Origin of the sequence: Streptomyces sp. NPDC001406, from assembly GCF_042895285.1 — a bacterium.
In the GTDB taxonomy this organism is placed as follows: domain Bacteria; phylum Actinomycetota; class Actinomycetes; order Streptomycetales; family Streptomycetaceae; genus Streptomyces.
Map to the genome: position 1 here is coordinate 11,217 of NZ_JBIAWG010000018.1, position 17,477 is coordinate 28,693.

A 17,477-nucleotide genomic window follows, 5' to 3' on the forward strand; every position below is an offset into this window, starting at 1 on the left:
TTTTGTTTTTTTGCCCCCCCCCCGGGGGGGGGCCCCCCCGCCCACTACCCTTTAAATCTTCTTCCGCTCCCCCCCGGGGGGGGGGGGGGGGGCCCGGGGGGGGGGGGGGCCCCGGGCCCCCCCCCCCCGGCTCTCGGAGTCCTACACGTGCTGCGGAGGCGGTGGGATTTGAACCCACGGTGACATCGCTGCCACGACGGTTTTCAAGACCGTTCCCTTCGGCCGCTCGGGCACGCCTCCCCGCGTCGGCCGGGATCGGCGACGCGGGGACAAGAGTAACCGGTTGGCGCGGGCGCGTGCGGGTCAGTTGTCGCCCGCGCGGGAACCCAGGGTGAGTTGGACGGTGTGCTCCTGACCACCCCGCTTGTAGGTGATCGTGACCTTGTCGCCGGGCTCGTGCGTCCAGATCTCGCCGATCAGGGTCGGGCCGGAGTCGATCACCGAGTCGTCGAGCTTGGTGATGACGTCGCCGGGCTTGAGGCCCGCCTTGTCCGCGGGACCGCCCGACTCGACCGCCGCCGCGCCGCTGGCGCCCGTGTCGGTGATCTTCGCGCCCTCCGAGCCCTCCTCCAGGGAGACGGACGCGCCGATCTTGGCGTAGACCGGCTTGCCGGTCTTGATCAGTTGCTGGGCGACGTACTTGGCCTGGTTGATCGGGATGGCGAAGCCGAGGCCGATCGAACCGGACTGGCCGGAGCCGCCCAGACCGCCGCTGCTGCTGGACTGGATCGCGGAGTTGATGCCGATCACCGCGCCGGATGCGTCCAGCAGCGGACCGCCGGAGTTGCCCGGGTTGATCGAGGCGTCTGTCTGCAGGGCGCTCATGTAGGACGCCTTGCTGGTGGCGCTGCCGTCGCTGGAGGCGACCGGGCGGTTCTTGGCGCTGATGATGCCGGTCGTCACCGTGTTGGAGAGGCCGAAGGGCGCTCCGATGGCGATCGTCTCGTCGCCGACGGCCACCTTGTCGGAGTCGCCGAGGGCGAGCGGCTTGAGGTCGGACGGGGCGTTCTTGAGCTTGATGACGGCGACGTCGTAGCCCTGGGCGTGGCCGACGACCTCGGCGTCGTACTTCTTGCCGTTCGGGAACGTCGCGGTCAGCTTGCCACCGTCGACGGCGTCGGCCACCACGTGGTTGTTGGTGACGATGTGGCCCTGGGTGTCGAAGACGAACCCGGTGCCGGTGCCGCCCTCACCGCTGGTGGACTCGGCCTCGATGGTGACCGTGCTCGGCAGGGCCTTGGCGGCTACCGCCGCGATGGTGCCCGGCGAGCGCTTCACCTGCGCGGCACTGCTGTCCGAGGCGGAGACGGTGGTCGAGCCGGTGTCGTCGTTGTTCCTGGCCAGGGTGTACCCGAGGCCGCCGCCCAGGCCGCCCGCGACCAGCGCGGCCACCAGGACCGCGGCGACCATGCCGCCGCGCCCGTTGCGGGGCTTCGGCGCGGGCTGCTGGTACGACGAGCCCCAGCCGCCGGAACCCGCTCCGGCGCCGCCGTCCGCGTAGGACGGCGATGGGGGTCCCCCCTGCTCGAACGAAGCTGAGAGCTTGGGGGACGGGGGCGGGGGCGGCCAGGAGCCGTCCGGGGCGGGGCCGGGGCCCTGCGGCCCGTCGGACGGGCCGGCGGGGGCGTGCGCGGCCGGCGCGACGCCCTGCTCCGGGGCGCCCGGAGGTGTCGTCGGGAGTGGAGTGGTGGGTGCGCCCCCGTCGGCTGCGGCTGCCTGCGGGGAAGCAGCGGGAGATGCCACCGGCACGGGAGGTGCGGACGGGGCCGGGGGTACCGCGGTGCCCTCGTTCTCGGTGCTCACAGCTCTTCTCCTAGGTCCACGGCTGTTGTTCTCGGTCGCACTCGGTCACGCTCGTTCACGCTTGTCGACGGTCCGGCGCGATGCAGCTGTGCATGTGCTTTTGTCTGTCGTCAGCTTTTCCCACGGGCCGTCAGAGCACCATAAGCGGTGGCTGTGGGTATGGCGTCAACCTTTATATAGGACTTTTAGGATAAAAACTCCATTCCGCGGCGAGGTCCATGCGCCTGTTCGTCGCACGTACGCGCCCATGGCACCACGCGTACCCCGCGGTGGTGGCACCATGACGCGGTGACCCACGCACGACAGCACCACATTCAGGTCGTCGCCCACCGAGGAGCCTCCGAGGACGCCCCCGAGCACACCCTCGCCGCCTACCGGAAAGCGATCGAGGACGGTGCCGACGCCCTTGAATGCGACGTCCGGCTGACCGCGGACGGCCACCTCGTCTGCGTCCACGACCGGAGGGTCAACCGGACGTCCGACGGCCGCGGGGCCGTGTCGGCCCTGGAGCTGGCCGAACTCGCCGCCCTGGACTTCGGCTCCTGGAAGAAGCGCGAGACCTGGCGCGGTCGGGACGAGGAGCCCGACTGGGAGTACCGCCCGGAGGACCGCGCGGACACCTCCGTACTCACCCTGGAGCGGCTGCTGGAGCTGGTCGCGGACGCCGGGCGCCGGGTGGAGCTGGCCATCGAGACGAAGCACCCCACGCGCTGGGCGGGACAGGTCGAGGAGCGGCTGCTGCTGCTCCTGAAGCGGTTCGGGCTGGACGCCCCGCCCTCCGCGGCCAAGTCGCCGGTACGGGTCATGAGCTTCTCGGCCCGCTCGCTGCACCGGGTTCGGGCGGCCTCGCCGACCCTTCCGACGGTCTATCTGATGCAGTTCGTCTCGCCCCGGCTGCGCGACGGGCGGCTGCCCGCGGGCGTGCGGATCGCGGGTCCGTCCATCCGGATCGTGCGCAACCAGCCGGCCTACATCGAGCGGCTGAAGCGGGCCGGCCACCAGGTGCACGTGTGGACCGTGGACGAGCCCGAGGACGTCGACCTCTGTGTCGAGCTGGGCATCGACGCCGTCATCACCAACCGCCCGCGCGCGGTGCTGCGCCAGCTCCGCGGCTGATCCGCCGCTGACGCACGAGGCGTGCCCGGGCGGTGCGCGGAAGTAAAAGAGCCCTGGTGGAAGTCAAGAGCCCCGTAAGGACCGTTCCGCGGCTCTTGACCCGGCCGGTCCGCTGAAGCATCCTCCGTTCTCGGCCACACCAACGAAATCAAGCCACACCATTACAGGGAGTGCACCGGCGCGTTCGCTCCGTGTTCGAACGTTGCGAATACGTCACCGGACCTGGATTGGCCGGTTTCCGGTACAGGCCAATGGGGCATCCACACCGTGGCGTGGGGCAAAGGAGGTCTCGGGGGTGGCGTTGGTGGTGGCACAGGAGGTGCCCACGTCGTCGAGCATGGCCGTACCCCATGGCCCTGCGGGCGTGGGGGAAGCAAGACACCGGATGCGTGATCAGTTGCGCATGGGTGGCGTATCGGACTCGGTCATCGACGATGCCGTACTGATCCTTTCGGAACTTTTGAGCAATGCGTGCAAACACGGGCGCCCCTTGGGCGACGCCTCGGCCGGGGACGGCGATGTCCGGGCGGCATGGCGCGTGGACCCGCGCGGCCGGCTCGTCGTCGAGGTGACGGACGGTGGCGGCCCCACGCGTCCGGCTCCGGCCACTCCGTCGGTGACCGCGCACGGCGGCCGGGGGCTGAACATCATCACGGCGCTGGCCGACGACTGGGGCGTCAGGGACGACGCCCGGGGCGAGGTCACGGTGTGGGTCGTGGTCCACGAGGACGTGCACGACCCCGACGCGAGACACCGTCGCGACGATTTCGCTACGCGCGTCACGGCCCCCGTGGTCTCCGCGATGCCCGGCCTGGACTTCACGGACGCGTTCGACGACCTGGACTGAACCCGGCGGCGGTGGTCGCCATTCCGGCGCCTTCCCCAGGTCCCCGTCGGTGATGGCGCAAACGGCTAGGCTCCCGCCCGTACGAGACGAGAGCCGTAACCGGGAGACACCCACGATGGCCAAGAAGCGACCCCAGACCAAGGCCAAGCGCCCTCAGCTCACGGACGGTGAGATCCCGGTCGTCGGCGCCCGCGAGCCGTGCCCCTGCGGCAGCGGCCGGCGCTACAAGGCGTGCCACGGCCGGGCCGCCGCGCACGCCGCGACCGAGTTGGTGCACCGCCCCTTCGAGGGCCTGCCGGGCGAGGGCGACTGGGTGGCGCTGCGCGAGCTGGTCCCCGCCGCCACGGTCGAACTGCACCTGAAGGGCGGCCTCCCCGAGGGCGTCCCCTCGGTCACGCTCGCCACGGTGCTGCCGATGGCCTGGCCGGCGCTGCGCCGCGACGACGGCTCGGTCCTGCTGGGCCTGCAGAACGACACGGCGTCCGGTGACATCAGCCGCGATCTGGCCGACACCCTCCAGCGCGCCCTCACCGCCGAACCGGGCACGCCCGTCCAGGGCCGGCGGGCCCCGGCCGAAGGTCCGCGGCTGCAGGACCTGCTCGACCCCGAAGGCGCGTTCGAGCCAGTTGTGCACAGCGGCTTCGAGTTCTGGGTCCCGGACCCGGAGAACGCCACACCGGAGGTGTCCGCCTCCCTGGAGCGGGCCAACGCCGCGGCCATCCCCACGGCGAAGCTGACCGGTGTGGACGCCGCGTACTGGTGCGAGACCCCGGACAAGAACCACCTGCGCTGGGTCATGCCGCATCCCGAGGAGCAGCTTCTGGACGCTCTTGCCCGGCTGCACGCGGCGGGCCGCTCCGGCCTGGGCGAGGGCACCCGGCTGGTCGGTTCCTTCCGTGCCCACGGGCTCACCGTGCCGGTCTGGGACCTGCCGAGCGGTGTCACGGCCGACGACGTGGAGAAGCCGGCCGCCGAGTTCGCCGAGCGCCTCGCCGCCGCGCTGGCCTCGGAGGCGCCGCTCACCGCCGAAGAGCGCCGGGCACGCGGCGGCCTGACCAACCGGCAGGTCACGCTCAGCTGACATACGGGTCCACCGGGGGCGGCGGCTGACCGACCGGTCAGCCGCTGTCAGCCGGTCACGTCAGGTGACTCCTGTCACAACTCCCCGTCGGGACAGGCCAATCGGTGTCCGAATAGCCGAGATCGAATTTGCTAACCGCCGATCTCTTGTTACCGTTCCAATAGCCCGGTTGCTGGTGCATCCCCCGTCGCCAGCAACCGGGCCTTTCCATGCCCGGCGCCGGTGTACGGAACGCAGCCGTCCGTCAACTGCCGTCGGAGGCGGCGTAGTTGCTCCCCGAGCGCAGCAGCAGCGGCCCGCCCGAGCCGCGCTCCGCGAACTCCGCGACGGCCGTGTACGCGTCCAGGCCGCCCCGGGTGTGCTCCCTGGGGGTCTCACAGGTGGCGGGCTCGTCGTCGGCGCCCGCGGCGCAGCGGATCTGCATGGTGCGGTCGCCGGGCCCCATGAGGCTCAGCAGGGAGTCCAGTGCCTTGCCGGTGGCGTTGCGGTAGTAGGTGCGCGCCCAGGTGTCCTCGCCCTGGGTCAGGACACAGGTCTGCGCCTCGACACCGTCGGGGGAGGAGACTTCCAGGCCGCAGCGGGTGGCGGTGGCCAGGCCCAGGCCGAGCAGCCGCGGGGAACTGCCGGGGGCGGCGGAGGGAATCTTGGCGTCGTCGTCCGGAGAGGTCCGCACGGTGGCCCGAGCCCCGTCGGCCACCGGCCGCGCGGGGTCGCCCACCTGTCCCGCGGACGCCACGGTCAGCGGCAGTACGACCACGCAGGCCACGACGCCCGCGAGAGCGAGCAGACGAACGTTCATGTACCGGAAGATAACGACCGAGGGCGGGCGGCCGGTCCCGCGCGCGCCCGACACCCCTACAACTCGGGTGCGCTCACACCCGTACGAGTGAGGGCGTCGACCGCCACGTCCACCACGGCCTCCACGTCGGGCACCCAGGGCGAGGCCGAGCCGGGCAGCGGAGCACGCTCCCAGCGGATGGCGCCCAGGCCGGTCTCGGACGGGGGCAGCGCGAGATAGCCGCCCTCGCCGTGGAAGCGCAGGGAGCCGGGGACGAAGTCCTTGGCGTACAGCAGCTCGCCCAGTTGTTCCATGGAGTACGGCTTGACGAGCAGCGCCCAGCGCGTGGGCGAGGCGATCACCGGACCGAGGCGCATACCGCGCCGGTCGAGTGCGTCGAGGGCGCGAGAGGCCGCGAGGGCCGGCAGGCTGACCGCGCAGGGGGCCTTGCCGCCGGTGGCGAGGACGATGGGCGCGTTCGGCCGGTTGGTCCACCACCAGCGCACCATGCGCTCGTCGGTGGTGGCCGCGAGGAGGCCGGGGTCGAAGGGGTGCGCGCCCGGCACCGTGCACTCCGGGTCGGGGCACGCGCAGCGCGCCCGCCCCTGCGGGTCCGGAGCCACACCCGGGAGTACGGGCCACTGCCATTCCGTCGCGAAGGTCAGGGCCGACTTGAGCATCTCAGGCCTCCCGTCTTTCCGCTTGGACAGGAGCCTGCGTCGCCTTCCGAGGATCTCGCGCATGAGCGCTCGTTCCTTTCCGTTGCACCGCTGGCAACACCGTGGACCACATCACATCATGTGTCGATCACTTCACTGTGCGTACCTAATGGCGCATCACGCCCCCGCCCAGAGCGAGGGGAACCCCAAGGGGTCGAGCGTTGGCCGCGTTCACGTCCATACTGCGTCTATCAAAAGCACGGCCGCGGCGTGGGGTGGCGAAGTCTGGCGTTTTGCCGTTCCGGGTATTTCTCTCCGCCTCCGCCACGGGAGGATGGGGCACGGTCGTCGGTGGCTAAGACGCCCGGGTCCACCGCCAGGTTCCGGGCGGGTCCCCAACCACCCCTGGCCTTCTCCGAGTACGTACCCATCTCGACCGTCGTGACGCTCTGTGGAGCAAACCCAGTCGACCGCAATGAACCGATACCCGAGGCAGTTTTAAGCCAACTTTGCTTTTCCGCAAGGGGTCCGGAAGAAACCCACAAGAGGCCCACGGACACCAGGAATCCCGGCAGGACAATGCTGGACATCCCCTCACGAGTGCGTGTACATGTGGAGACACCGCCGGCGGCGCAGAATGACATGGGGGTTTGCGATGCTTTTGAGCAATACGCACCGGTCTGAAGGCCGGACACCATGAACGCCCCTCAGCATTCGAAAGTGGCCGGAATCGATTCAACGGTTCCCACGCCCGCACACACTGTCGCGCCCGCACCTCCCGTCCCGGGCACCGCCCCCGTCCCCGCGCCGAACTCCCCCGCGCCGGGCGCCCTTCTCCAGGACCGGCTGGCCGGCTGGGTCTCGGATCTCACGACCCTCCACGAACTCACCGAGCGCCTGGCCCGTACGGACTCACTCGACGGAGCGCTCCAGGAACTGCTGCGCGCCGGAGCCGCCCTCGTGGGCGCCCGGCGCGGTCTCGTCGTACTGGAACCGGCCGACGGCCTCGGCCCCGACACCACCATCGGCCTGGGCCTCGGCCGCGCCGATCTCGGCCACATCGAGACCGTGCCGCGCGGCGCGATGTCGTACGGCGAGCTTCTCGACACGGCCGCCGCACTCCCCGGCGCCGACGGCGAGATCGTCCACCCCGATCTGTTCGCCGAGGACGGCCTCGACCCCCGCCACCGCGAGGTGGCCGCCCGGCTCGGCTACGCCGCCAGCTACGCCCTGCCGCTGTCCACCGAGGCCGCCGGCCGCCTGGGCGCCGCCGTGTGGCTCTACGACGAGCCCGCCGAACCGCACGAGCGCCGGCGCCATCTCGCCGGCCTGTACGTCCGCTACGCCACCGAACACCTGGCCCGGCTGCTGGAGGTCGCGCGCACGCGCGCGTGCCTGGCCACCATCGCCGAGGAACTGCTGCCGTCCCGGCTGCCCCGGGTGGCCGGCGTCCAGCTCGCCGCCCGGCACCGCACCGGCCCGCGCGGCGGCGGCGACTGGTACGACGCGCTGCCGCTGCCCGACGCCGCGCTCGGCCTCGCGGTCGGCTCGGTGACCGGGTCGGGGCCCAGCGCGGTCGCCGCCATGGGCCGGCTGCGGGCGTCCCTGCGGGCGTACGCCGTGATGGAGGGCGAGGACCCGGTCGCGGTCCTGTCCGACCTGGAGCTGCTGCTGCGTCTGACCGAGCCGGCCCGCTCCGCCACCGCCCTGTTCGCCTACTGCGAACCCGCGCTGCGCAAGGTCACCCTGGCCGGCGCCGGCCACAGCCCGCCGCTGCTGATCGGCGAGCGGCGCACCGAGTTCGCGGAGACCTCCGTATCCGCGCCCCTGGGGATGCTCGCCTGCTGGGAGGCGCCCAGCGTGGAGTTCCAGGCCGAAGCAGGAGAGACGGTTCTGCTCTACACCGACGGGCTGCTGCACCGCACCGGAGACCCCACGGACCGCGCCTTCGCCCGGTTGCACGCGGCAGCCACGAGCGTGCCCCGCGCCCTGCGGCGCGACCCCGGTGCCATCGCCGACCACGTACTGCGCACGGTACTGCCGGACGGCCTGGACGCGGCGGACAGCGAGGAGGACATCGTCCTGCTGGCGGCCCGCTTCGACTGAGGGGGCGGAACGGTTCGCTGCGGCTGAGGGGGGCGGAACGGTTCGCTTCGACTGAGGGGGGCGGCACGGCTCGCGGCGGCTGAAGGGGCGGAACGGTTCGCTTCGGCCGGGCGGGGCAGCGCATCGCTTGGGCCGGACGCGGCAGCGCATCGCTTCGGCCGGCAGGGCAGCACGTCACTCGGGCCCGGCGGAGCAGCGCATCGCTTGGACCGAGCGCGGCGGCACAACGCTTCGGCCGGACGCGGCAGCACGTCCCTTCGGCCGACAGGGCAGCACGTCCCTTCAGCCCGGCGGAGCAGCGCATCGCTTGGACCGAGCAGGGCGGCACAACGCTTGAGCCGGACGCGGCAGCACATCGCTTCGGCCGAGCGCGGCAGCACGTCCCTTCGGCCGACAGGGCAGCACGTCACTCGGGCCCGGCGGAGCAGCGCATCGCTTGGACCGAGCGCGGCGGCACAACGCTTGAGCCGGACGCGGCAGCACATCGCTTCGGCCGAGCGGAGCAGCGCATCGCTTCGGCCGACAGGGCAGCACGTCACTCGGGCCCGGCGGAGCAGCACGTCGCTGCGGCCGACAGGGCGGCACGTCCCTTCAGCCCGGCGGAGCAGCACGTCGCTGCGGCCGAGCAGGACCCGCGTGGTTCGCATGCGTGGGCATAACAGCTCTTCCCGCCCAGGGCCACCCCGGTACGACCGTACGATGATGGGGGTCCCCCTGCTCGAGCGGAACCGAGATCGCCGAGGGTTCGGGGGGACCGTGCCGTATCGAGGAGGATGACCGTGGCCGACGAGCTCACTCCGGAGACCCCGGAAACTGAGTCCGAGGAGCCCATCAAGCAGCGGAAGAACGGCCTGTACCCGGGCGTCTCCGACGAGCTCGCCGAGAACATGAAGTCCGGCTGGGCCGACACCGAGCTGCGCGACCTCAAGCCGATCGCGCAGGCCGCGCACACCGCGCGCCGCCGCGCCGACCTGTCCGCCCGCTTCCCGGGTGAGCGCCTGGTGATCCCGGCGGGCAACCTGAAGACCCGCTCGAACGACACCGAGTACCCCTTCCGGTCGTCGGTCGAGTACGCCTACCTCACGGGCAACCAGACCGAGGACGGCGTCCTGGTCCTGGAACCCACCGCGGACGGCCACGAAGAAACGATCTACCTCCTGCCGCGCTCCGACCGTGAGAACGGTGAGTTCTGGCTCTCCGGCCAGGGCGAGCTGTGGGTCGGCCGCCGGCACTCGCTCACCGAGTCCGAGGCGCTCCTCGGCATCCCCGCCGCCGACGTGCGCGAGCTGGCCGGGAAGCTGAAGGAGGCCACCGGCCCGGTCCGCGTGGTGCGCGGCTACGACTCCGCGATCGAGGCGGCCCTCACCGACAAGGTCACCGCCGAGCGCGACGAGGAGCTGCGCGTCTTCCTCTCCGAGGCCCGGCTGACCAAGGACGAGTTCGAGATCGGCGAGCTGCAGAAGGCCGTCGACTCGACCGTGCGCGGCTTCGAGGACGTGGTGAAGGTCCTCGACAAGGCCGAGGCCACCTCCGAGCGCTACATCGAGGGCACCTTCTTCCTCCGCGCGCGGGTGGAGGGCAACGACGTCGGCTACGGCTCCATCTGCGCGTCCGGCCCGCACGCCTGCACCCTGCACTGGGTCCGCAACGACGGCCCGGTCCGCTCCGGCGACCTGCTCCTGCTGGACGCGGGCGTGGAGACGCACACCCTGTACACCGCGGACGTCACGCGGACGCTGCCGGTCAACGGCACGTACAGCGAGATCCAGAAGAAGATCTACGACGCCGTGTACGAGGCGCAGGAGGCCGGTATCGCGGCCGTGAAGCCGGGCGCCAAGTACCGCGACTTCCACGACGCCGCCCAGCGCGTGCTCGCCGAGAAGATCGTCGAGTGGGGCCTGGTCGAGGGCCCGGTCGAGCGCGTCCTGGAGCTCGGTCTGCAGCGCCGCTGGACCCTGCACGGCACCGGGCACATGCTCGGCATGGACGTCCACGACTGCGCGGCCGCGCGGACGGAGACGTACGTCGAGGGCGTGCTCGAACCCGGCATGGTGCTCACGGTCGAGCCCGGCCTGTACTTCCAGGCGGACGACCTGACCGTGCCGGAGGAGTACCGGGGCATCGGCGTCCGCATCGAGGACGACATCCTGGTCACCGAGGACGGCAACCGGAACCTCTCGGACGGCCTGCCGCGCCGGTCCGACGAGGTCGAGGCGTGGATGGCGGCGCTGAAGGGCTGAGCATCGCCGAAGCGCTGACCGCGGGGCTGAGCAAAGCCCTATAGTGCGGATCAACGACTGATACGACACTGATGGCCGGGTACCTGTGCGGTACCCGGCCATTCACGTGCCTAGGGGGAGGGTTCTCGTGGACGACTTCTGGTCCGGTGTCGGGGTGGATCTGCATCTGGAGCCCGATTCGGCGGACGGACGCCGGGTCGGGCTGGAGCGGGCGCTGCGCGACGCCGTGCGCGACGGGCGGCTGGCGCCCGGCACCCGGCTGCCGGCGACCCGGCGGCTCGCGTCCGAGCTGGGAATCTCGCGCGGCACGGCCAAGGCGGCGTACGACCAGCTGGTCGCCGAGGGATATCTGACGGCACGGCAGGGCTCGGGCACCCAGGTGGCCTCGCTGCCCTCCGTCGACGCCGGTACGCCGGAGGCGGCCGCACGCGCGCGTGCGCCCCGTTTCGATCTGCGGCCCGGCAGCCCGGACGTCGGGGCGTTCCCGGCGGCGGCCTGGCTGCGAGCGCTGCGCCGCGCCATCGCGACGGCACCCTCACTGGCGTACGACTACGGCGATCCGCGCGGCCGGATCGAACTGCGCACGGCGCTCTCGGGCTACCTGGGGCGGGCACGTGGGGTGATCGCCCCGCCGGAGCGGATCGTGATCACCTCCGGGTACGTACAGGGCCTCGCGCTCCTCACGCGCGTGCTGGACGGCGCCGCCGTCGCCATGGAGGACCCCGGGCTGCCCTTCCACCGGGAGGTGGTGCGGCGCAACGGCGGCCGGGTGGTGCCCGTACCCGTCGACGAACGCGGGGCCCGCGTGCAGGAGCTGGGCGACGCGGCCGCCGTGGTCGTCACGCCCGCCCACCAGTACCCGACCGGCGTGACCCTGCACCCGGAGCGGCGGCGGGCGCTCAGCGACTGGGCACGCGCGCGTGGGGGCCTGATCGTCGAGGACGACTACGACGGGGAGTTCCGCTACGACCGTCAGCCCGTCGGCGCGCTCCAGGGCATGGCACCGGGCCAGGTGGTGTACCTGGGCACCGCCTCCAAGACCCTGGGCCCCGCGCTGCGGCTGGGCTGGATGGTGCTGCCGCCCCACCTGGCCGACGCGGTCGCGGACGCCAAGCTGCACAGCGACCACCACACCGAGTCCATCGGCCAGTTGGCGCTCGCCGAGCTCATCGACAGCCACGCCTACGACCGCCACGTGCGCGCGTGCCGGCTCAGATACCGGCGCCGCAGGGACCAGCTCCTGGACCGGCTGGGCCCGCGCCGGAAGGTGCGCGGGATCGCGGCCGGGCTGCACGCCCTGGTGGAGGTCACGGACGAGACGGAGGTGCTCTCGCGCGCGGAGGCGGAGGGGCTCGCCCTCGGCCGCCTGGGGGACCACTGGCACACACCCGCCGCACCCGGCGAGGAACGGCAGCAGGGCCTGGTCGTCGGCTACGGCACGCCTCGGGAGCGGGTGTATCCGCAGGCGCTGGAGGTGCTGGCGAAGGTGCTGGTCGGGGCCTGAATTGGACCACCGAAGGGCCTTCACATTGGGCCTGTTGACGGGTCCAACGTGCTTCTAGTGTCGTCGTATGACGAACCGTCCGCAGCGCGTCCTGGCACTGGCCCAGTTGACCAACTCCATCGGCGACGGCGCCTACTACGTGACGTCGGCGCTGTACTTCACCCGTGTCGTGGGGCTCGCCCCCGCGCGCGTGGGGCTCGGGCTGACCGTCGGCTGGGCGGTCGGCTCGCTGGTGGGGGTGCCGCTGGGGCGGCTCGCGGACCGGCGCGGGGCGCGCGGGACGGCGGTGCTGCTGGCGCTGGCGACGGGGCTGGCGGTGGCGTCCTTCCTCGTCGTGCGCGGCTTCGTGCCGTTCGTCCTCGCCGCGTGCGCCTACGCCTCCGCGCAGTCGGGGCTGGCGGCGGCCCGGCAGGCGCTGCTGGCGGGGCTGGTGCCGGCCGGGGAGCGCACCGGGCTGCTGGCACGGCTGCAGTCGACGCTCAACGCCGGTCTGGCGGTGGGCGCGGGCATCGGCGGGCTCGCGCTGCACGCCGGGACGCGGGCGGCGTACCTGGCGGTGTTCGCGCTGGACACCGTGACGTTTCTGCTGTGCGCGGGGCTGCTGCTGCGGCTGCCCTCCGTGGTGCCCGGGGCCCCGCGGAAACGTGACGGCGGCGGCAAACCGGGGGTGCTGCGCGACCGCCCGTACGTCGTCGTCACCCTTCTCAACACGGTCCTGCTGCTGCGGATGCCGCTGCTCAGCCTGGGGCTGCCCCTGTGGATCGCCGAGCGGACGGCTGCGCCCGACTGGCTGGTGTCCGCGCTGTTCGTGCTCAACACGGGGGCCGTCATGGCCTTCCAGGTGCGCATGGCGCGCGGGGTCACGGGCCTCGCGTCGGCCGCGTGGGCGGTGCGGCGCTCGGGCTGGGTGATGCTGGCGGCGTGCGCGGTGTTCGCGCTGACGGCGGGGGCCTCCCCGTGGGTGGCCGCGGTCCTGCTGGTGACCGGGGCGGCGCTCCAGGTGGTGGCCGAGATGGGGCAGTCGGCCGGCTCCTGGCAGTTGTCGTTCGACCTGGCCCCGGCCGACCGCATCGGCGAGTACCAGGGCTTCTTCGGCACCGGCGTCACGGTGGCCCGCACCCTCGGCCCGCTGGTGCTGACCTCCCTGCTGGTGGAGTGGGGCACCCCGGGCTGGCTGCTGCTGGGCGGCGCGACGCTGGCGGCGTCGTACGCGATGGGGCCGGCGACGCGACGGGCCGCCGGCCGTGCCTCCGAGGAGATCACGCGGCCCGTGCTCGTGGGCTGACCGGCAGCGAGTCCAGGAACAGCGCCCCCGCGAGCAGCCCCGCGCTGCCGCGGGGGCTCCACGCGCGCGCGTGCAGGTCGGCGTCGAGAGCGGCCAGCGCCGCCGCGCCCGCCTCCGTCGCCGTACCGCCCGCCTCCAGGATGCCGCGGGCGCCCGCCTGGACCTGGCGCAGTCCGAACGGGCCCGCGGTGTGGAGCAGTTCGGTGTCCTGGAGGGTGGACATCACGGTGAACAGGGCGTCGAGGCGGGCCTGTGCCTCGGTGGCACCGGCCGAGCGGGCCGCCGCCAACGCCTCCAACGCCCGCCGTACGTGCGGGAATCCGGCCCTGGCCTCGCCCCGGGCGCCGGCCGCGCCGTACTTGGCCGAGACGGTGGATCCGCGCGACGGCCGGCGCGGGGCGCCGCGGTCGGTGAACGCGGCGATCCGCCGGGCGTTCGCGGCGACTTCCGAGGCCTTGGCCCCGGGGTCGAGGGCGGCCGCGGCGACCAGCAGGCCGAGCGCCCACAGGGCGCCCCGGTGGCCGCCGCCCGCCAGGGACACCGAGTGTTCGGTGCACCGCCCGATGGCGCCCAGTTCCGCCCGCAGCGCCTGGGTGGGGCGCCCGGCGCGGCGGGCGGAGGCGGCCATCGCCGCGAGGCCGGGCACGAGCGCCCTGGCCGACCAGCGCAGGGAACCGTGGTCCCGGCGGGTCGGACGGGCGTCGAGGTCGCGCGGGTCGGGCAGCCCCGGTTTCGGTGACAGTGCCAGCTCAGAGGTGAGCGCGTCCACGGCGGCCCGCGCCAGCGCGTCGTCCTCGCGGCTACTCATGGCTGCTCATGGCTACGATGACGCGGAGGCCGACGGGGAGGCACTGTCGCTGGGCGGGGCGCCCGTCGGGGCGTCACCGGGCGCACCGCTCGGGGGTGTGCCTCCGCCCCCGCTGCCCGCGCCGGTGTTCTCGGCGTCGGGGTCGATGCCCAGGGTGAGGAAGCCCTTGTAGCCCTTGGCCGTGTCGCTCTTGTGGACGGCCTTGAGGGTCAGCAGACCGCTGGTGACGCCGCCGCCGTCGTAGACCATGTCATTGGCGAGCGTGGTGTAGCTGCCGGAGTGCTTGGAGTAGGGCTCCAGGGCGAAGATCGCCTCGGCGACGTCGTCGTCGAAGAACAGCTGGCCGGTGTGGTTGACCTTGCCGCCCTCGTAGGTGCCGTCCTCCTTCTCGCCACCCGTGTGCACCTTGACGTGGATGTGGCAGGTGCGCGGGGTGTACCAGCCCGGGAAGATCGTTTCGAACTTCACGACCCCGTTGGCGTTGGCGATCTGATAGCCGCGCAGATAGGTGTTGTCGTTCGCGCTGTCGCCCTCCTCGCTCTCGGCCGGGGCCGAGCCACCCGGGTTGGCCGTGGTGTAGCCGGAGTAGTAGCCCCAGGCGTCGCAGTGCCAGATCTCGACGGCGGCGCCGGGGACCGGGGTGCAGCCGTCGGTGGCGTCCACGACGGTCAGGCGCAGCGTCAGCGGTACGCCGCTCTTGCCCTCGGTGATGTCCCTGCGCACCAGGGCACCATCGAGGTAGTAGGGGCCCTCCGTGACGCTCGTCATCAGCTGCGTGCAGGTGCCGCCGGTCGACGTCGCCGAGGCCGTGGCGGTCGTCTCGGCGTCCGTGGCCGTGTCGGCGAAGGCCGATTGGTAACCGGCGGCCGCGAGGCCGCCAGCCGCGACCGTGCCCCCGGTCACCGCGAGGGCGCGGCGCCGGGTGAGGGATGTGTTTCGGTGATTGCCCGTCATGGCCGAGCAAGCTAGGAAGGCCGCTTGTCAAGCACATGGGCAAGAGCTTTCAAAGGGCTGTGAAAGCCCGGGAATCCGGGGTCGGCCGGAACACCTCGGTCAGACGGCCGGATCCGCATCGTGCAGGATCCGCTGGAAGAGATGGCAGTCCCGCCATTCCCCATTGATATGCAAATAACTCGGGGCCATGCCGATCGAATCGAAACCGCATTTCTTCAGGACGCGCTGTGAACCCGTGTTCTCGATAAGCGTGGACGCCTCGATCCGATGCAGTCCGACCGTGTCCCGCGCGATACGGCACACCTGCTCCACGGCACTGCTGGCCAGCCCCCGGTTCTGCTGGTCGGCGGCGACCCAGTAACCCAGATAGGCGCTGCAGAAGGGGCCCATCGAGATGCCGGACAGCGTGATCGCCCCCACGATCCGCCCGCCGCCCGACTCAAGGACCCAGGGCACCAGACCGCCCTCCGCGAACTGCCGCAGCAGCTCCTCCAGACGCTCCGTCTGACCCTCGACCGTGAAGAAGGAGTCCGGTCTGCACGGCTCCCACGGTTCGAGATGTTTGCGGTTCTCGACGTATGCGGAACAAAGCGCCGAAGCATCGTCCTGAGCGAGCAGCCGTAGCCGTACTCCCTCGAATATTTCCTCGGTTTCGATATTCATGCGCGCACCTTAGCGCGGCCGTTATGTCTGCGCAGCAGTCATGCCGTAAGCAGAGAAGGATCTTTCTTCCACTTGAGCATCTTGTCGAAGCTCACCACCGTCCCTCCCCGGCCCGGCTTGTCGCCGATGTGGACGTGATCGGCGAGTTCCCTGATCAAGAACAGTCCGCGGCCGTGCTCGGCGTCCACGCGCGGCGGGCGCGGAGCATGGGCGCGGGCGAACCCCGGCCCGGAGTCGGCCACTTCGATCCGGCACTTCTCGCCGTCCAGGTAGGCGGTCACCCGGTACGCCTCCGACGAGCCGCCGCGCGACGCGTCCCCGCCGTGCTCGACGGCGTTCGCGCAAGCCTCGCCCAGGGCGACGGACAGGTCGTAGGACACATCGGGGTCGACGCCCGCGGTCTCCATCGTGCCGAGCAGCAACCGGCGGGCGAGCGGCACGCTCGCGGCCTCGCGGCGCAGATGGAGTGACCACCAGATGCTCATGCTCCAGCCTCCAGGCCGCGGCTCGACATACCGTTACCTATTGCCGCCAATCCCCGGGTGTAAGCACCCCGTCCGCGTGACCCCGCCCATACGGACGATGCGCGCGGGCAGGAATCGGTGTATGAGGGGACGGCTCACGGCAGAGCGTGACCTTCCGGTCGAACGGAACCTTGTGGACCTGACGTCGGGCAACGGCGAGTCCAGTGCGATGATGAGGCCGCCATGACTGCCCCCCACCAGCGCACGGCGCGCTCCGGAAACCGACTCCGGATCCTGCGGGCCGCGGTGTTCGCCGCGGTCTGTGTCGTGCTGGCCGCGGCCGGGCACACCTTGGCCTCCTGCGCCACCGTTCCGCTGTGGACGCTGGGCGCGGGCTTCCTCGGCGCCCTCGTGCTCGTGGCACCGCTCGCCGGACGCGAGCGCTCACTGCCGGGAATCGTCACGCTGCTCGCCCTCGGCCAGACCGTGCTGCACACGCTGTTCGGGCTGGGCCAGCACGGTACGGCGACCATGTCGTCCGGCGCGATGTCGTCCGGCGCCATGTCGATGGGCTCCATGGCCGGGATGAACGACGCCACGCTGGTCGAGCGGGCCGCGCGGCTCGTGTGCGGCACCGGCGTCGCGGCGATCACCCCGGCCCACGCCTACCGCATCCTCTCCCAGGCGCACCTGCTCACCGGCTCCGGCACGGACATGAGCGCCATGCACCACGCGGCGGACGCCACCGGCTCCTCGGAGTCGCTGCTGCCGTCCCTGCCGATGCTGCTCGGTCACGTGCTCGCCGCGGTGGCCGTCGGCTGGCTGCTGCGCCGCGGCGACCTGGCCGTGCTGCGTCTGCTGGAGCTGTCGGCGCAGGGAGTCGCCGAGGGGGCGCTCGTACGCTCCCTGCGCGGGGCGATCGCCCTGGTGCGTGCCCTGTGCGCCGGGCTTCCGGCCGCTCCCGAGGCGGGCCCGCGACAGCCACGCACCGCCGGGGACGAACCACCCGCACCCCACACCACCGCACTCCAGCACTCGGTGATCCGGCGCGGCCCGCCCGCGGCCGCCGCACTCGTCCTCGCTGCCTGACGCGACGCGACCACACCACTCCACCCGGACCGGGACGGAGGGGCCGGCCGCCGTCGTGCGGCACGCGCGCGTGCACTTCG

At 72.2% G+C, this 17,477-nt stretch carries 15 protein-coding genes and 1 tRNA gene; 8 read left to right on the plus strand and 8 right to left on the minus strand.

Annotation, left to right across the window (positions count from 1 at the left end; translation table 11 throughout):
• Window positions 1–153: 153 nt before the first annotated feature.
• Both ACFY1J_RS35790 and ACFY1J_RS35795 read right to left on the minus strand, forming a co-directional pair.
• Window positions 154–240: transfer RNA gene (locus ACFY1J_RS35790), tRNA-Ser, on the minus strand.
• 63 nt (window positions 241–303) lie between these two features.
• The gene (locus tag ACFY1J_RS35795) at window positions 304–1,803 is read right to left on the minus strand and encodes a S1C family serine protease (RefSeq protein WP_390708415.1); all 1,500 of its coding nucleotides are present in this window, start codon (window positions 1,801–1,803) and stop codon (window positions 304–306) included.
• Window positions 1,804–2,091: 288 nt separating this feature from the next.
• Between ACFY1J_RS35795 and ACFY1J_RS35800 the strand changes: the two genes are divergently transcribed.
• From ACFY1J_RS35800 to ACFY1J_RS35810, 3 genes are all read left to right on the plus strand, one after another.
• Complete coding sequence (locus tag ACFY1J_RS35800) at window positions 2,092–2,919, plus strand: glycerophosphodiester phosphodiesterase (protein WP_390708414.1); 828 nt, start codon at window positions 2,092–2,094, stop codon at window positions 2,917–2,919.
• A 208-nt stretch (window positions 2,920–3,127) separates the two neighbouring features.
• Entirely contained in the window at window positions 3,128–3,766 is a 639-nt protein-coding gene (locus tag ACFY1J_RS35805) for an ATP-binding protein (protein WP_390708559.1), read from the plus strand.
• 115 nt (window positions 3,767–3,881) lie between these two features.
• Window positions 3,882–4,847 carry a DUF5926 family protein gene (locus tag ACFY1J_RS35810; protein WP_390708413.1) on the plus strand — a complete coding sequence of 322 codons (966 nt, stop codon included), beginning with the start codon at window positions 3,882–3,884 and terminating at the stop codon, window positions 4,845–4,847.
• A 244-nt stretch (window positions 4,848–5,091) separates the two neighbouring features.
• Here ACFY1J_RS35810 and ACFY1J_RS35815 read toward each other — a convergent pair whose 3' ends face one another.
• Together ACFY1J_RS35815 and ACFY1J_RS35820 are read right to left on the minus strand one after the other, a co-directional pair.
• A complete protein-coding gene (locus ACFY1J_RS35815; RefSeq protein WP_390708412.1) occupies window positions 5,092–5,646 on the minus strand; it encodes a hypothetical protein in 555 nt (184 codons plus the stop codon).
• 56 nt (window positions 5,647–5,702) lie between these two features.
• Window positions 5,703–6,368 (minus strand): bifunctional DNA primase/polymerase, encoded by a 666-nt coding sequence (locus ACFY1J_RS35820; RefSeq protein WP_390708411.1) that lies wholly within the window; start codon window positions 6,366–6,368, stop codon window positions 5,703–5,705.
• Window positions 6,369–6,980: 612 nt separating this feature from the next.
• On the opposite strand from ACFY1J_RS35820, the gene ACFY1J_RS35825 reads away from it, so the two are divergent.
• The 4 genes from ACFY1J_RS35825 (at window position 6,981) to ACFY1J_RS35840 (ending at window position 13,419) form a co-directional block, all read left to right on the plus strand.
• On the plus strand, window positions 6,981–8,390 hold the full coding sequence (locus ACFY1J_RS35825; protein ID WP_390708410.1) for a PP2C family protein-serine/threonine phosphatase: 1,410 nt from the start codon (window positions 6,981–6,983) through the stop codon (window positions 8,388–8,390).
• A gap of 773 nt (window positions 8,391–9,163) precedes the next feature.
• Window positions 9,164–10,630 (plus strand): aminopeptidase P family protein, encoded by a 1,467-nt coding sequence (locus ACFY1J_RS35830; protein ID WP_390708409.1) that lies wholly within the window; start codon window positions 9,164–9,166, stop codon window positions 10,628–10,630.
• Window positions 10,631–10,757: 127 nt separating this feature from the next.
• The gene (locus tag ACFY1J_RS35835) at window positions 10,758–12,134 is read left to right on the plus strand and encodes a PLP-dependent aminotransferase family protein (RefSeq protein ID WP_390708408.1); all 1,377 of its coding nucleotides are present in this window, start codon (window positions 10,758–10,760) and stop codon (window positions 12,132–12,134) included.
• A gap of 67 nt (window positions 12,135–12,201) precedes the next feature.
• Entirely contained in the window at window positions 12,202–13,419 is a 1,218-nt protein-coding gene (locus ACFY1J_RS35840) for an MFS transporter (protein WP_390732657.1), read from the plus strand.
• On the opposite strand, the gene ACFY1J_RS35845 is transcribed toward ACFY1J_RS35840, so the two are convergent.
• From ACFY1J_RS35845 to ACFY1J_RS35860, 4 genes are all read right to left on the minus strand, one after another.
• Complete coding sequence (locus ACFY1J_RS35845) at window positions 13,394–14,227, minus strand: triphosphoribosyl-dephospho-CoA synthase (RefSeq protein WP_390708406.1); 834 nt, start codon at window positions 14,225–14,227, stop codon at window positions 13,394–13,396. The two genes, ACFY1J_RS35840 and ACFY1J_RS35845, sit on opposite strands and share 26 nt — an antisense overlap.
• 12 nt (window positions 14,228–14,239) lie before the next feature.
• The gene (locus tag ACFY1J_RS35850; RefSeq protein ID WP_390732658.1) at window positions 14,240–15,181 is read right to left on the minus strand and encodes an intradiol ring-cleavage dioxygenase; all 942 of its coding nucleotides are present in this window, start codon (window positions 15,179–15,181) and stop codon (window positions 14,240–14,242) included.
• A 99-nt stretch (window positions 15,182–15,280) separates the two neighbouring features.
• On the minus strand, window positions 15,281–15,844 hold the full coding sequence (locus tag ACFY1J_RS35855) for a GNAT family N-acetyltransferase (protein WP_390708404.1): 564 nt from the start codon (window positions 15,842–15,844) through the stop codon (window positions 15,281–15,283).
• 38 nt (window positions 15,845–15,882) lie between these two features.
• Window positions 15,883–16,329 carry an ATP-binding protein gene (locus tag ACFY1J_RS35860; RefSeq protein WP_390708403.1) on the minus strand — a complete coding sequence of 149 codons (447 nt, stop codon included), beginning with the start codon at window positions 16,327–16,329 and terminating at the stop codon, window positions 15,883–15,885.
• 222 nt (window positions 16,330–16,551) lie between these two features.
• On the opposite strand from ACFY1J_RS35860, the gene ACFY1J_RS35865 reads away from it, so the two are divergent.
• Window positions 16,552–17,397: a hypothetical protein gene (locus tag ACFY1J_RS35865; protein WP_390732659.1), complete on the plus strand. Its 846-nt coding sequence runs from the start codon at window positions 16,552–16,554 to the stop codon at window positions 17,395–17,397.
• The last annotated feature ends 80 nt before the right edge of the window (window positions 17,398–17,477 follow it).